Below are 14,045 nucleotides of genomic sequence, written 5' to 3'. Positions count from 1 at the left end.
TTAACTATAATTTGTTGCCACAGCTACTATCAGGGCCAAAAAGGCAATACCAAACAGGCTGATTAAAACGGGAAATATAAAACGAATCCATCTGTCAATGGGTACACGACACATACTGAGCATGGCAATAAGTCCACCTAAAGTTGGATTGACAAGATTGGACAATCCATCTCCTATTTGAAAAGCCAGAATGGTAATTTGTCGGGTAAGGCCCAAAGATTCTCCCAAGGGAAGCATAACAGGCAAGGTGGCCAATGCCTGTCCACTACCGGATGGGATAAAAAAGTTGATTACAGTTTGGGATATGGACATACTTATGGCTGAAGCATATAAAGGTAGATCCTGTAACAAAACCGAGAGTTGATAGGAAATGGTATCGCTTATGTTGCCCATTTCCATAAGCACTTTGATTGATGTTGCAAAACCTACCATAAAAGCACCAGGTGCTGCCAACCCCACAGCTTTTAGTAATGTCTCACTCATATTTGTAGCACTCATTCTTGACACCAGACCACAGAGAAGGGCAATAACCAAGAAAACCGCAGAAAGTTCATTGATGTACCAATGCAGATTGAATACTCCATATAAAATGGTCAACAGGCCTGTGACAAAAATGGCTATCACCAACCAATTTTTTCCGCTCAATCGATATTCATTTATGGGTCTTGACAACGTAAGTTCTGATACATCGAGCCCTTGACCCAAACTTTTGGAAGAATCTATTGAAATCTTCTTGAAATACCTCACATTATAATAAGCCATGATACTAAGTGCGGTGAAACAAAGTGCACTACGAAGTAAGGCTCCAGAAAACATGGGAAGCTCCGCGATTTTATGTCCTGTTCCTACGGTGTATGGGTTTATCGGCGAAAGTCCAAAGCCTATGGTCATGGCCCCAACCGAAATACCCGCGGCAAGAATCAAATCCCCTCCCAGAGCAAGGCTCAATACTGCTGCAATGGGGACCATGGCAATGTTGTTTTCATATCCTACGGCAACACCTAATATTCCATAGATAAAGGTCATGATCACAATAATCGTGAACTTGTTTTTCAAACCCATTTTGTTCACCAAGGTGCCAACGGCATTCTCAACTGCCTTGGATTTTTCCATAAAACCGAACATGATTCCACCTGCAAGGACAATGAAGATAATCTCAACCGCTGCTTTAAACCCTAGGGGTATGGCTTTGAACATGTCCAGAAATCCAACAGGTGTTGAAGCAATGGTTTTGTATGAATTGGGAACCACGGTATTTCGTCCATCAACTAAAACCCGTTCATAGGTTCCGGCCGGAAGGATATAGGTTAAAATTGTTACCAATACAATAATGCTGAACAGCATGGTTATGGCATGGGGAATACGTTTAAAAAATGATAGACTTTTGGGCTTCGGTTTGCTCATATATCGATTCAGAAAACTATTAATTAAGGCTTAGGATTGACTGTGGAAGATCTTTATGGTGTATAATCAATATCCAGCTGCTTGCCCATCTTTGCGACTTTCGGAAGCTCCATGATACACCTTGTTTTCATCATCCCATAAGATTGCCTGATAACCACCATAGATACCACGGGCGGTACCGATTTTATGGCCTTTATCCATCAGACCTCGTAATGTTGAATATGGTATTCCCGATTCAACCCTTATTAAGCCGGTATCTTCTGTAGTTTTGCCCATTGGACTGGCTCCTCCGGTATGGTCCCATCGTGGGGCATCTCCAGCTTCCTGAATGTTCATGCCAAAATCCACAAGGTTCATTACAATTTGCGTATGGCCCATAGGTTGAAAATCACCACCCATCACCCCAAAACTCATGAAAGGTTTACCATCTTTGGTAATAAAGGCAGGAATAATGGTATGGAAAGGACGTTTACCTGGTTCGTATGTGTTGGCTTGACCACGCTTTAGACTGAAAAGTTCTCCTCGGTCTTGCAGCATAAAACCCAATTTTGGTGGCGCCATGCCTGACCCCATACCACGATAGTTACTCTGTATCAAGGAAATCATGGTACCCTCTTTGTCCGCTACTGTCATGTAGATGGTTTCTCCTGAAGAGATTTCTCCGGCAGTATATTTTCCCGCACGTTTCCCAATTTGTTCTCTTCTATCTTTAGCGTATTCATCCGAAAGCAACTCCTCTACTGGAACATCAAAGAAATCCATATCTGCATAGTACTTTGCACGATCTTCAAAGGCCAATTTCTTGGCTTCGGTAAAAAGGTGAAGGTGTTCCGTACTTCCAAATTCTATGTTAGAAAAGTCATAACCTTCCAATATCTGTAGCATTTGAAGTGCCGCAATGCCTTGTCCGTTCGGAGGCAATTCCCAAACATCGTACCCCCGATAATTAATGGAAACTGGTTCTACCCATTCCGATTTATGTACCGCAAGGTCCTTCGCAGATAGGAAACCACCTTGTTCTTTTATGAACTTTCCGATGGTTTTTGCGATATCACCTTTGTAAAAAGCATCACGCCCTCCTTCAGCAATTTTTCTATACGTATTGGCCAAGTAGGGGTTCTTATAGATTTCCCCTTCATTGGGCAGTATTCCACCATTTTGGGATTTATAGGTGTCCTCAATGTTCGGAAACCCTTTGGATTCAAAAAAAGGAACTGTACGCTGTATGTACCAGGCAATAAGCTCGGTCAAGGGAAAACCTTTTTCAGCATAATCAATTGCCGGGGCCAGAATTTCTGTCATGGGTCTTGACCCAAATTTTTCATGTAGCTCAAACCAACCATCGACTGCTCCGGGCACACTGACAGGCAAGGGACCGTGCGACGGAATCTTGTCCATTCCTTGTTCTTCAAAATAGTCCAAACTAAGTTTTTGTGGTGAACGTCCACTAGCATTAAGGCCATACAACTTTTTGGTTTTTGCATCCCAAACAATTGCAAATAAATCTCCTCCTATTCCACATCCTGTGGGTTCCATAAGTCCCAATGCAGCATTAGCTGCAATAGCTGCATCAATGGCATTACCTCCACTTTTAAGGACATCAAGTCCAATTTGGGTGGCCAGCGGATGGCTTGTGGCAACCATTCCATTTTGTCCCAATACTACAGAGCGTGTTGCAAAGGTTTCACCGGTAATCCGGTCTTGGGCAATTGAATATTGAAAAAAAAGAAAGGAAGAAAGCAGATAGAGGTAAATGTTTCTCATCGTTGTTTTTTAGAGCTTCCTAAAATACAAAAATCAGAAATGAAACTCGTCCAAGAATTTTAATCATTAAAAGACTTTGTTCCTATTGACCATTATTTTAATCACCGCTTACTATATGAAGAGGGTGTTGTTCCCTCGAATTTTTTAAAGGCACTGTTAAAGGAAGATAAACTACTAAAGCCCGAATCAAATGCAATGGTCGATATCTTGTAGTTTTTGCCAGCATCACCCAAAAGCATTCTTTTTGATTCCTGGATCCTGTGATAGTTTATAAAGTCATTAAAGTTTTGTTTGGCGTATTGGTTGATTACTTCAGAGGTTTTTTGAGTGCTTTTACCTATCAATTTACTTAAGCTAGAAAGTGAGATATCTGCTTCCAGAAACATTTTATCCTCTACAACTAGTTTTGATATTTGGGCAAATAATTGGCTGTCATCATTCTTTTTAAAAACACTTCCATCAATATCGGTCACTTTTAATTGGAACGCCTTAAAACTCAAAAAATACACCACCATGGAATACATAATGGGCCCTACAACATAGGGAACTGCATCCTCTATGATATTCAAAAAATAGGATACCCAAATAATAGCCAAACCAATGACCAATAGCCTTAACCATGAGATGATTACCTTCTGGGATTTGGTCTGTTGTTCCTTGGGATGGTTTTTCTTTACTTTTTGCACTAATCGATTGGCAACCAAAATGTAAAACGCAAAATGTAAATAAATAAAAATTAGTACACTTGAAAAGACAATAATGACCCCTTTACTATTCGTCTCAAACCAATTTTTGGTTACAAAAAAGCTGGATATAAACAATAGTATGAAAGGAGCTAGTTCCAAAAGATAGTACTTTGGCAATTTAAAGTTCACCTCTGTCATTCCTGAAACATACCATCTTACCAAGGGACCTATCAACAATAGAAAGGCCAATCCCGCAAAAATGAATATTGGTTCTAAATCTTCACCAAAATTCAACATAACGGACTTCCCAATCCTAAAAGCCATAAAGACCAGAATCAATGCAAGAAGATAATTAGCTGTTGTTTTCTTCTTTTTTAGAAAGCCTAGATAAATAGCAAATGCAAAACCGTGTAAAAGTCCTGCACTGCTAATAATAACAAGAAGTATATCTGAAAAATTCAACAGCTAGTTTCTTCAAATTTAATTAAATCTCGTTTCTTCTAGATTCACATTTTTTTGCATAAGACACTAACCCAATCATGTTGAAGAATTGCCCAACCTCACCTTTCATGGCAGAAATTATGCTATGTTTTGCTATTAAAACTCTATTTAAAGGTTTCTTTTCTTCAACCATTATAGCCTCAAGCAGTTCCCTTGCCTTTTGTTTGCCTTCGGTTTTGTAAACAGAAAGAACTTTTACAGCATTTTCCTCATCAGTCTTGGCCCTGGGCTTTGGAGTATATCCCATTTGTTTTATCATACTTTCGGCCAAGCTCCACGTTGACCACGGGTTTTGGCCTGTAATCAAATTCTTGTCATGGCTGATTTTTTCCAGATACATAGCACCTTCATCAAAATTAGCTCCGCGTTCAGTCAATTTATCCTGCAAAAGAAATGGGAATATGGATTCTGCATCTGATATTAAAAGTAATTCCTCTTTGTTGGTGAATCCGCTTACATTTTTGTTTTCCAAGAGCGGGCGTCCGTTATCCAAGGTTACATTGACCAATGCAGATGGCCCATGGCATACCGCCCCGATAACTTTGTTTGATTGATAGTAGTTTTTTAGTAGGGACTGAATTGATTTGTTATCCGGAAAATCAAACATAGCTCCTTTTCCACCAGCAAAAAATACCGCCTGATAGTCCTCGGGTACTACATCTTCCATTTTAATGGTATGCCTGGTTTTGTATTGAGCAATTGAATCGTTTAAAAATGCGTAATCAAAAGCTCCCATATCTTCATCATCAATAACTACAGGTGGCTCCCCTCCTTCTGGGCTTGCAATGTCCACTTCAAAACCATTAGCCTTGAAGATATAATAGGCGCGTGCCAATTCGGTTAGTTCATACCCTGTGGTTTTACCGCTGTTGCCCATCGTCCCTGCACTTGTGACCACCGCCAATATCTTACCTCTAACTGGTATAATATTTTCTGATAAATAAGATAAATCTTCTACTTGGGATAATTCTATTTTGGCATCTCTGGAGGGTATTAAGCTTTTAAACCAGAATCCAAAGGAAACTATGATTACAATTAAACTGACTATAAAAATGGATGCCCATTTCAGAATTCGATATTTTTTAAACATAACAGATTATTTAAGATTCTTGGCTAAATAACCCCAAGAAGCCCATAAATACTGTCTGAATGATAATTCCGTCAGAGTAAAAGGTCATTTTACCGAATCTGTCCCATATCTATCTCTCCAACTTTTCCAAATTGGAAAAAACCATATTTACGTTTTCATCTACAAGTACGTGCATGCAACCCCTAAAGGGTTTTATTGTCTTTTTGAAAGGAAAATTAAGTACGGATATTTAAGATGTCTAAAGACGTATGCTGCTTTATCCTGATAAAAAAACAATACAAGAGTAGTATGACACAAGAGATAATAGATGGACTAGTCTTGTAAACTAACCCGAACAGCATTCATGCCTTTCTGGCCTTTTTCCAATTCAAAGGTCACTCTATCGTTCTCATTGATTTCATCGATAAGGCCAGAAATGTGTACAAAATATTTTTCTTGAGTTTCTGAATCGGTAATAAACCCGAAACCTTTAGAATGGTCAAAAAAAGCAACCTTGCCCTTACGAACTGGGTCAAGTTCCTCCTCGCTTTCTTCTTTTTGGGGAATACCCAACACTATCTCAGAAGCATCAATCTCCTCTTCCCCTGTTGGTTCAGGGGGTGTTTCCGTAAGATTGCCGAATTTATCAACATAGGCAAAGGGTATGCCCGCGTCGCCTTCTTTGGCTTCCGCCCTTCTGGCTTCTTTCTTTTTTTGTTTTTCTTCGCGCTTTTTTTGCCTTTTCTTTTCTTTCTCTCGTTTACTAAAAGTTTGTTGCGATTTTGCCATTTATTAATTTATGCCGTTAAGGTAGTTGATTTATTTACTAATTCGGTATTCTTGGAAATAAAAAAGCCCATCTATTTAGATGGGCTTAAAAAATTTGGAATATATGTCTTTAGATGACCCTTACGTTTACCGCATTCAATCCTTTTTTTCCTTGTTCTAAATCAAACTCAACTTGGTCACCTTCGCGAATTTCGTCGATTAATCCAGAAACATGTACAAAGTGCTCTTTGTTTGCACCTTCTTCACTAATGAAACCAAAACCCTTGGTGTCATTGAAGAACTTTACTGTTCCTTTACTCATTGTTATTATTTAAGATTAAAGCACAAAGGTGAGGCTAATTATCCGGTATTCAGCTATTTCTTATTGAATTAATTTGATTATTTCTAAAAGTCATAACCATTCATACTATATATTGATAAGCTTTCGGGTAGGTTATAATTCTCCATCTTGAAATGTACTTGGCAAAAAATAAACATCTAAGAAATTGGGAACACTACTGTAATTCTTATTTTTAGAAAAAACAATCAAATGGTCCGAACCACTCTTTTAGCTTTTCTAATATTGATGCTGTGTATGGCTTCCTGTAAAACGGATAAAAAAACAGAAAGTCCCACCTGGCGGACCAAAAAGTTGGCGAAGGAAAACCAAGTGCATAATCAGCTAATGGATATTGAAAAGGAACAGGGCTGGGCACTACTATTTGATGGTGAGACCTTAAATGGTTGGCATCTATACAATAATCCGGATTCTACACGACTTTCCGCATGGGAAGTACGGGATGGCAATCTTTTTTGCAATGCCACCGATGAAACCAAAGTTTTTGGGGATTTGGTAACCGATAAAGAATACGAAAACTATGAACTGGTATTTGACTGGCAAATGTCCCTCAGGGGAAACGGAGGTGTTTTTATTAATGTACAGGAATCACCAGAATACAAGGCTACTTATCAGACCGGACCAGAATACCAGTTGTTGGAACCGGCCCATATGGATACCAAAACTCCCCTGAAACGTCCTGGCTGTCTCTGGGGGTTGTCGCCACAATTGAACGAAGTGGAGGCCAATGCAACAGGACAATGGAATACGGCTAGAATTGTGCAAAAAGATGGAAAAATTGAATTCTATCTTAATGGAAAATTAACCGCCAAAGAAGATTTTACTTCTGAAAATTGGAAAAATAAAGTCGCAGCTTCTGGTTTTAAGGATTCACCTGGATTTGGCAAAGCTACTCGTGGTAGAATAGCTCTTCAAAACTGGTATTTTGAATCTTGGTTCCGCAATATGAAGATTAGGGAGCTGTAATTATATTTTGAGGAACACATTGAACAATTGGTCTAGTAGACCCCATAAAGAATTGTGTTTAAAGAATATTTTCAGAAATAAAATTGTAGAATTCTGAAGCTTATTTTATTCCTATTTTTGAGCCAGTAAAATGAAAGAAAGACCAAAAAACCTTAAAAAATTTGGAACCTTTGGCGGGGTATTCACCCCTACCCTGTTGACCATTCTAGGGGTCATCATGTACCTGCGTCTTGGATGGGTTGTTGGCAATGCCGGGCTTTTGGGTACATGGCTCATTATTGCCATTTCATTTTTGATCACACTTTGTACCGCACTATCCATGTCTGCCATTACCACTAATATTCGTATTGGTGCCGGTGGAGCTTATGCTATCGTATCACAAGCCTTAGGGCTTGAAGTTGGAGGCAGCCTGGGCATACCTCGTTATATTTCACAAGGTCTGGCCGTGACCATGTACATTTTTGGTTTCAGGGAAGGTTGGATGGGCATTTTTCCCGACCATAATGCCTTTCTTGTTGACATCATCGTATTTGCCATACTGATTGCCATCGCCTATATCAGTGCCAATTTGGCCATTAAGACCCAATTTATCATCATGGGGATTATTACGCTCTCTCTAATTTCCATAGTTATTGCCGCTTATGAAGGCTCTATGACCATACCCACAAGTGATGCCCTAAGTTGGGGGTCGTTTAAGGGCTCCGTTGAAAATGGATTCACAGGCAGTGATTTTTGGCTGGTCTTTGCCGTCTTTTTTCCAGCCGCTACGGGAATAATGGCCGGAGCCAATATGTCCGGAGAATTAAAGGACCCTAAACGAAGCATTCCCACAGGTACGCTTTGGGCCATTGGGGTAAGCTTTGCCATTTATATGTTCGTTGCTTTTTGGATTTCTAGAAGTGCTTCGGAAGAAGAATTGTTGAACAACTACTATATTATGGTCGATAAGGCCTTTTTTGGTCCCTTGATCATAGCAGGAATTCTAGGAGCTACTTTTTCTTCGGCCTTGGCCTCCATTGTGGGTTCTTCGCGTATTCTGTATGCTATGGGCGAACATAAGGTACTCCCCTTTTCCAAGTTTTTGGCCGGGCAAAGCAATAATGGGCAGCCCAGAAATGCCATGATGGTAACGGCGACGCTAATTTTTATCACACTTTTACTCCGAAACATCAATGCGGTCGCCCCGTTGGTAACCTTGTTCTTTTTGATTACCTACGCAATGATCAATATTGTGGTCATCATAGAACAGCGATTGGGCTTGATCAGTTATCGCCCTGTTTTTAAAATACATAAGCTGGTGCCCTGGTTTGGGCTTGTCTCTTCGGTTTTTGCCATGTTTATCATCAACCCTAGTGTAAGTTTGATTTCCATCGCCATTGTTTTGATGGTCTATTGGTACTTATCAAGACAAAATCTAGAAACCCCTTTCGAGGATGTTCGTTCAGGTCTGTTCTTTTCGTTTGCGGAATGGGCTGCCAAACATACTTGGGGGATGAAAAAAATGCAGCAACGGGCATGGAAGGCCAATTTAATGGTTCCTGTTCGAGATGTTAACGGTCTCCGGGGAACTTTTGAGTTTTTGCGAAACATTGCCAAACCCCGAGGTTCAATAAAACTATTGGGAATTGAAGGCTATTCCGAACAAAGTACCTTGGCAAATGAGTTGGAGTCCATTTCAAAATCGTTTTACCAGAAGGGTGTATTCTCATCCTCTGCTGTCATTCATACCGATGAATTTGCCAAAGGAATCAATTATAGCAGCCAAGCACTACAGGGAGCCTTTTTTAGACCCAACATCATTTTCTTGAACCTGCAGAACCATGATGATTATGAAAACGAATTGTGTCCTGTCATAGTAGAGTCCATTCGATTGGAAGTTGGGGTGCTTCTATTTTTAGCACATCCAAAGGCGCTGTTCGGGCAGCGGAACATCATCAATGTTTGGGTAAGCGATCGAAGATCTAATTGGGATTTAGGTTGGGATATTGGAAACCTGGACCTTTGCATGCTCATCGCCTATAAACTAAAAATGAATTGGGGGGCACGGATTCGAGTTATTACGGTAATCAAAAACCCTAAGGAGAAAGCAAATGCCACTAAGTTTTTGCATAGATTGGTGAATTTGGCTCGACTTCCCGAAACACTTACGGAAGTACATGTGGGCGATTTCAATACGATCGTGAGCAATGCCCCTACCGCCGACCTGAACATTTTTGGGATGGACGCCGACCTTAAGTTCGAGTTTGTAAAGACCATGTCGGACAAGACCCAAAGCTCCTGCTTGTTCGCCCGGGATTCCGGTCATGAAAGTATCCTAGCCTAAAAAACCTCGTTGAGCAATTGCTGTAAACTGGCCCACGATTTTTGGTCAGCTTCCGCGTCATAGGCCAATGGCAATTGAAACTTTTCCCCGTTGGCATCGGCTGCTTTGGACGTAAAGCTATGCTTTACACCCGGGTACGAAATATATTCATAGGTGGCACCGATAGAATCCATAGCCGACGTAAATGCCGTAATGGACTCTGGGCTTATAAAAGGATCATCCGCACCATTGCAGACCAATACATGGGCTTTTAAATCTTTATTTGGCATAACTGGCAAGGTAACACCACTATGAAAAGCTGCAACAGCATCAAGGTCTGCACCGCTATTGGCCATGGTCAATACCACACTTCCTCCAAAACAATACCCAATGGCGGCCATTTTTTCAGCATCCACGGACTCGTGCTGCTTTAGCAGTTCAACCGCCGCATTGAAACGTGCCGTTGCCTCGGGCAGGTTCTGCATTACGCTCATGGCAAACTTTCCCGCGTCATCAGGGTGGTCCGCCTGTTTTCCGTCCCCGTACATATCCACGGCAATGGCGGTGTAGCCAAGCTCGGCCAACATATCGGCGCGTTCCCTAACATATTCATTATGGCCCCACCATTCATGTACTATAAGTATTCCTGGGCGCTTTCCCTCCAGGTTCTCGTCATAGGCAATATAGCCTTTGAGATTGGTAGAATCTGAAGCATAGGAAACTTCAACTCCCTTTACTTTAACGGCCAGTGTTTCTGGCTCGCTCTTAGGTTCGGTTTTCTGCTTACACGAAGCGATAAGTACAAGGGCAACAAATACAATGGAAGTGGCAAATGGTTTCATTATGAAGTGGTTTTTATGTTATAAAAGTAGTGATTGCCAGCAATAGATGCGGTGTAAATTACCTTAAATTGACCGTGCCCTCTTTTTTAAGGATAGTTTATGTATTGAAAAGCCCCTTGCATTATTCCCCCAGTTCCCTTAAATTTCGGGTCGCCTACCAAATCGTATATTTACAACCATGAACGTTAGACTCACCAAGGAACAGAAGATCAAGGTGCTCAACTCCGAGGACATTTTTGCCATTATGCAGCAGGTGCTGCTGCGCGAGAACAAGATCCGCCGCAACCAGGAGCATTTTTGGGTGGTGGGCCTCAACAGTCTCAACAAGATCTTGTTTGTGGAGCTCATTGGCCTGGGCGCCCATAACCGGGTGAGCGCAGAACCGCCCGATGTCTTTAGAATGGCGATCTACAAACTGGCGGTAAAACTGATCTTGGTGCACAACCACCCCAGTGGCTCCTACCGGGCCACGGACTCTGACATTACCTTTACTGACCATATGCTCAAAGCGGGCAAACTACTGCAGGTGGAAGTACTGGACCATTTGGTGATCACTGAAACGGGCTATACCAGCTTTGCTGACCAAGGCGTGATGGACCAACTATTAAAATCTGGCCTCTTTGAGATCATGGGGCCGGAACGCCAAGAACTGGAAGCCTTTAAACTGGAAACGGAGCGCAAACGGGCCGAAAAGGAAAAGGCTTTGGAGATTGCTAAATCTTTAAAAGCAAGTGGCATGTCCGATGCCGATATCAAGAAGCATACGGGATTGAGTATGAAGGTGATTGGGGGGATGTAGGAATCAGATTAAGTCCGAAAAATACCGCCGGTCGTTTCAAAATAACTATTTGTCAGCTTTCATCTTTACGGAATTTAAAGGAAAATATTTACCTGTAGGATCTTCATGGTTATAGGTCTCTATAATACCCTTTTCCTCCAATTTATAAAACATGTCCCAGCTACTGCTAATATCATAACCTCTGTCTGCAAGTACTTTTTCAACTATAAATCTGGAGCCTACAAATCCATTTTCCCTTTTAGCTGCACTACTTAAACACTCTTTCAACGTAGCTAGAAAAATGGCTTCGTCTGTAATTCTATAACCACTTTCGGCAATAGCCTCTGAAAGTTCAAATTGCTCATTAAAAACACTTTTAAAACACATCTTGAACTTTTCCTCCTTTCTGATCTCTTTAAATATTGGCCATTCTTTATACTTTAATTTATCAATTTCGTCACTCTGCGAGCCTAAACGAGACATACTTAGATAAGCATTCTCATAATCATTTTTCAAAACTTGGGTAGCAAGTTTAAATACGTCATTACATGCTGACCAATCTTTTTCATCTAAAATTTTAGCACATTGTTGGGAATCTCCCGACCATTTATAGGCTTGCGCTCGATTCAATAATAGGCGCAGCTGAAGGTCTTGTGAACTATAATCCTTGATATATTTATTGAAAAAGTCCAGTATTCTTATAGCAAGTTCATATTCTCCTTTATGAATCAATTCATATGAAAGATTCACAATGCTTGAATCAGCTTCTTCCAAATTTTCAGGCAAAAATTTTCGCCAAACTGTTTGGGCTAGTAGAACACCTATTTCGAACACACATTTGAAAGCTTTTTCAAAATAACTCGGCCCTACCAATAGATTATCTTCTAGTTTAACTTCTTCCTCAAACTTAACACCATTCTCATGACAAACTCTAAGATATTGATTTGTGACTTTCCCATTATTATGAACAAACAGATTTCTTCTCTCTGTCAGTTCAATAAAGTCTGACCAACTACTAATTTTATCTCTTATTTTTCCTATTTTGTTTTCAAACCAAGTCAACTGATTACTGTGTGACCCTCTTAAAATAGCATCAATTTCTTTCTCTATGATAAAATCTCGGGCTTCCTGAACACTCCCCAAGTCAACCAAATTGGAAAATGTCAATTTTTTATCAGATGCATCTATTAATTCCGGCTTAACAAAGTACATTGCTCTTATTAGTCCACCGAGAAATGAATCGTATTGACTTACCAGAGATACAATGAAGTTACGCTGAATAATTTGATGAGCAATATTTGAATAGTTAACCTCTTTTCTGAGCTTCTGGTTACGCCTTAAATGTTCTTGCTTTACAATATAGAATGTCTTTCCGTTCTTTTTCTCCTTCTTACAATTTCTTTCCAAAAAATCTTGATGAATTTTTAGACTTTTCTTAAGCGTTTCTTCTATTGTTCCTAAAACTATAGGGAGATTAATTGACAAACTTTCAATGTTTTCAACAAATACTTCAATGTTTTTATTGAAAGAATGCTTTTCATGGGTCTGAATATCTTGATTTTCCAAAATGTGAGTATAGTTAACCTCTATAAACCTATTAAAAAACTTTCGTAATTTCATAGTTTTTCCTACAAAAACAAAAAAGTCCATTTAACATTCCAATACAAAAAACCCACCTAAAAGATGGGTCGTAAAACGTAGCTTTCCTATGCAATCAGGATTTTAAGATCTGTATGGCGGTATCGGCCAGGGCTTCATTAAGCCCCACCGTGGCACTGGGCTGTACCAATTTGGCCTTCATGGGGGCCGGGAGGCTGTTCAACGTCTTGTCATCATCAATGATCACAAAGTGATCTTCGTTCCTTTTGTTCCACCACCGTATAAGTTCTTCCTTTCTGTTCAGGTGCAACGTATTTGTCCTGAGCTTTTGGATGTTTACGTTGCGCAGACCTCTGGTGGAGAATATGTTCCGCCATTTTTTTATGGGATAATTGGACTTGTGCGATGTGGTCAATAGAATCCCCGCGCCTGTTTCAGAAATTATTTTCTGCAGGCTATTGGTCGCCTTACTGCTGAACCTTGGAAAACCATCATCCTCGAATTCGGGCCTTTTCCAATTGCTGTTGGGAACCATTACTCCATCTATGTCCAATAATATCAACATGTTGCAAAGTTAATCCATATTTTATAAATCGTCGAAAGTACTTTCATCCACACCATTCAATTCGGCATCCCTTTTATTATGTTCCTTGATCTGGTCCTCATCTTCATAATCTTCCTCAACTATATTGATTTTTGACCATTCATGATCCATCGCGCTTTTGGGTATTTCCCATTCAATCTGTTCAATTTCAATCTTGACCAGTTGGGAACAGATGTATCGGTGGTGGCCGTTCACAATACGGGAACCTTTCACCTGTATTCCACCAAATTGTATTCCAATCTTCATCTTTTTATATATCCTTTGTAAGATGGGCAGGCACAGTGCCCCTTGTGTCGCTGTCAGGCTTAACGAATTGGAATTCAATAGCTTTTTAACGGTGTGTAGGTCAATTTCTTGCATTCGGGACGGATTGAAGTTCTCAATATATGCTTTTTGAGCTAATT

13 protein-coding genes are annotated in these 14,045 nt (G+C 40.3%); 3 read left to right on the top strand and 10 right to left on the bottom strand.

Annotation, left to right across the window (positions count from 1 at the left end; genetic code table 11):
* The 6 genes from DX873_RS05110 to DX873_RS05085 all read right to left on the bottom strand — a co-directional run bounded on the left by DX873_RS05110 (nucleotide 1) and on the right by DX873_RS05085 (nucleotide 6,514).
* On the bottom strand, nucleotides 1–1,404 hold the full coding sequence (locus tag DX873_RS05110) for a YfcC family protein (RefSeq protein WP_116183420.1): 1,404 nt from the start codon (nucleotides 1,402–1,404) through the stop codon (nucleotides 1–3).
* 66 nt (nucleotides 1,405–1,470) lie between these two features.
* Entirely contained in the window at nucleotides 1,471–3,168 is a 1,698-nt protein-coding gene (gene ggt, locus DX873_RS05105) for a gamma-glutamyltransferase (RefSeq protein WP_116183419.1), read from the bottom strand.
* Between the two features lie 101 nt (nucleotides 3,169–3,269).
* On the bottom strand, nucleotides 3,270–4,316 hold the full coding sequence (locus tag DX873_RS05100; protein ID WP_116183418.1) for an AraC family transcriptional regulator: 1,047 nt from the start codon (nucleotides 4,314–4,316) through the stop codon (nucleotides 3,270–3,272).
* Between the two features lie 22 nt (nucleotides 4,317–4,338).
* Nucleotides 4,339–5,445: a type 1 glutamine amidotransferase domain-containing protein gene (locus DX873_RS05095; RefSeq protein ID WP_116183417.1), complete on the bottom strand. Its 1,107-nt coding sequence runs from the start codon at nucleotides 5,443–5,445 to the stop codon at nucleotides 4,339–4,341.
* Nucleotides 5,446–5,757: 312 nt separating this feature from the next.
* Nucleotides 5,758–6,213 carry a cold-shock protein gene (locus tag DX873_RS05090; protein WP_116183416.1) on the bottom strand — a complete coding sequence of 152 codons (456 nt, stop codon included), beginning with the start codon at nucleotides 6,211–6,213 and terminating at the stop codon, nucleotides 5,758–5,760.
* A 109-nt stretch (nucleotides 6,214–6,322) separates the two neighbouring features.
* On the bottom strand, nucleotides 6,323–6,514 hold the full coding sequence (locus DX873_RS05085) for a cold-shock protein (protein ID WP_116183415.1): 192 nt from the start codon (nucleotides 6,512–6,514) through the stop codon (nucleotides 6,323–6,325).
* Between the two features lie 228 nt (nucleotides 6,515–6,742).
* Between DX873_RS05085 and DX873_RS05080 the strand changes: the two genes are divergently transcribed.
* Together DX873_RS05080 and DX873_RS05075 are read left to right on the top strand one after the other, a co-directional pair.
* Complete coding sequence (locus DX873_RS05080; RefSeq protein ID WP_116183414.1) at nucleotides 6,743–7,516, top strand: 3-keto-disaccharide hydrolase; 774 nt, start codon at nucleotides 6,743–6,745, stop codon at nucleotides 7,514–7,516.
* 130 nt (nucleotides 7,517–7,646) lie between these two features.
* A complete protein-coding gene (locus DX873_RS05075; RefSeq protein WP_116183413.1) occupies nucleotides 7,647–9,839 on the top strand; it encodes an amino acid permease in 2,193 nt (730 codons plus the stop codon).
* Here DX873_RS05075 and DX873_RS05070 read toward each other — a convergent pair.
* Nucleotides 9,836–10,660, bottom strand: a complete 825-nt coding sequence (locus DX873_RS05070; protein ID WP_116183412.1) for a dienelactone hydrolase family protein — start codon at nucleotides 10,658–10,660, stop codon at nucleotides 9,836–9,838. The two genes, DX873_RS05075 and DX873_RS05070, sit on opposite strands and share 4 nt — an antisense overlap.
* Before the next feature lie 178 nt (nucleotides 10,661–10,838).
* On the opposite strand from DX873_RS05070, the gene DX873_RS05065 reads away from it, so the two are divergent.
* Nucleotides 10,839–11,459 (top strand): JAB domain-containing protein, encoded by a 621-nt coding sequence (locus DX873_RS05065; protein WP_116183411.1) that lies wholly within the window; start codon nucleotides 10,839–10,841, stop codon nucleotides 11,457–11,459.
* Between the two features lie 45 nt (nucleotides 11,460–11,504).
* Here the strand turns inward: DX873_RS05065 and DX873_RS05060 are convergent, their stop codons facing one another.
* The 3 genes from DX873_RS05060 to DX873_RS05050 all read right to left on the bottom strand — a co-directional run bounded on the left by DX873_RS05060 (nucleotide 11,505) and on the right by DX873_RS05050 (nucleotide 14,001).
* Nucleotides 11,505–13,058 (bottom strand): hypothetical protein, encoded by a 1,554-nt coding sequence (locus tag DX873_RS05060; RefSeq protein WP_147296606.1) that lies wholly within the window; start codon nucleotides 13,056–13,058, stop codon nucleotides 11,505–11,507.
* A gap of 94 nt (nucleotides 13,059–13,152) precedes the next feature.
* Nucleotides 13,153–13,602, bottom strand: a complete 450-nt coding sequence (locus tag DX873_RS05055; RefSeq protein WP_116183409.1) for an HAD domain-containing protein — start codon at nucleotides 13,600–13,602, stop codon at nucleotides 13,153–13,155.
* A 21-nt stretch (nucleotides 13,603–13,623) separates the two neighbouring features.
* A complete protein-coding gene (locus tag DX873_RS05050) occupies nucleotides 13,624–14,001 on the bottom strand; it encodes a hypothetical protein (protein ID WP_116183408.1) in 378 nt (125 codons plus the stop codon).
* Between the last annotated feature and the right edge of the window lie 44 nt (nucleotides 14,002–14,045).

The organism is Flagellimonas nanhaiensis (genome assembly GCF_003382275.1).
GTDB classification, from domain to species: Bacteria; Bacteroidota; Bacteroidia; order Flavobacteriales; family Flavobacteriaceae; genus Flagellimonas; species Flagellimonas nanhaiensis.
Note: the sequence above shows the minus strand (reverse complement) of the source record. Positions and strands in the feature narration are given on the sequence as shown.

Bases quoted from the DNA above. Each gene is read 5' to 3' on its own strand.
- DX873_RS05110 (WP_116183420.1), bottom strand. From the start codon at position 1,404: ATGAGCAAACCGAAGCCCAAAAGTCTATCATTTTTTAAACGTATTCCC.
- ggt (WP_116183419.1), bottom strand. From the start codon at position 3,168: ATGAGAAACATTTACCTCTATCTGCTTTCTTCCTTTCTTTTTTTTCAA.
- DX873_RS05095 (WP_116183417.1), bottom strand. From the start codon at position 5,445: ATGTTTAAAAAATATCGAATTCTGAAATGGGCATCCATTTTTATAGTC.
- DX873_RS05090 (WP_116183416.1), bottom strand. From the start codon at position 6,213: ATGGCAAAATCGCAACAAACTTTTAGTAAACGAGAGAAAGAAAAGAAA.
- DX873_RS05085 (WP_116183415.1), bottom strand. From the start codon at position 6,514: ATGAGTAAAGGAACAGTAAAGTTCTTCAATGACACCAAGGGTTTTGGT.
- DX873_RS05080 (WP_116183414.1), top strand. From the start codon at position 6,743: ATGGTCCGAACCACTCTTTTAGCTTTTCTAATATTGATGCTGTGTATG.
- DX873_RS05075 (WP_116183413.1), top strand. From the start codon at position 7,647: ATGAAAGAAAGACCAAAAAACCTTAAAAAATTTGGAACCTTTGGCGGG.
- DX873_RS05070 (WP_116183412.1), bottom strand. From the start codon at position 10,660: ATGAAACCATTTGCCACTTCCATTGTATTTGTTGCCCTTGTACTTATC.
- DX873_RS05065 (WP_116183411.1), top strand. From the start codon at position 10,839: ATGAACGTTAGACTCACCAAGGAACAGAAGATCAAGGTGCTCAACTCC.
- DX873_RS05060 (WP_147296606.1), bottom strand. From the start codon at position 13,058: ATGAAATTACGAAAGTTTTTTAATAGGTTTATAGAGGTTAACTATACT.
- DX873_RS05055 (WP_116183409.1), bottom strand. From the start codon at position 13,602: ATGTTGATATTATTGGACATAGATGGAGTAATGGTTCCCAACAGCAAT.
- DX873_RS05050 (WP_116183408.1), bottom strand. From the start codon at position 14,001: ATGCAAGAAATTGACCTACACACCGTTAAAAAGCTATTGAATTCCAAT.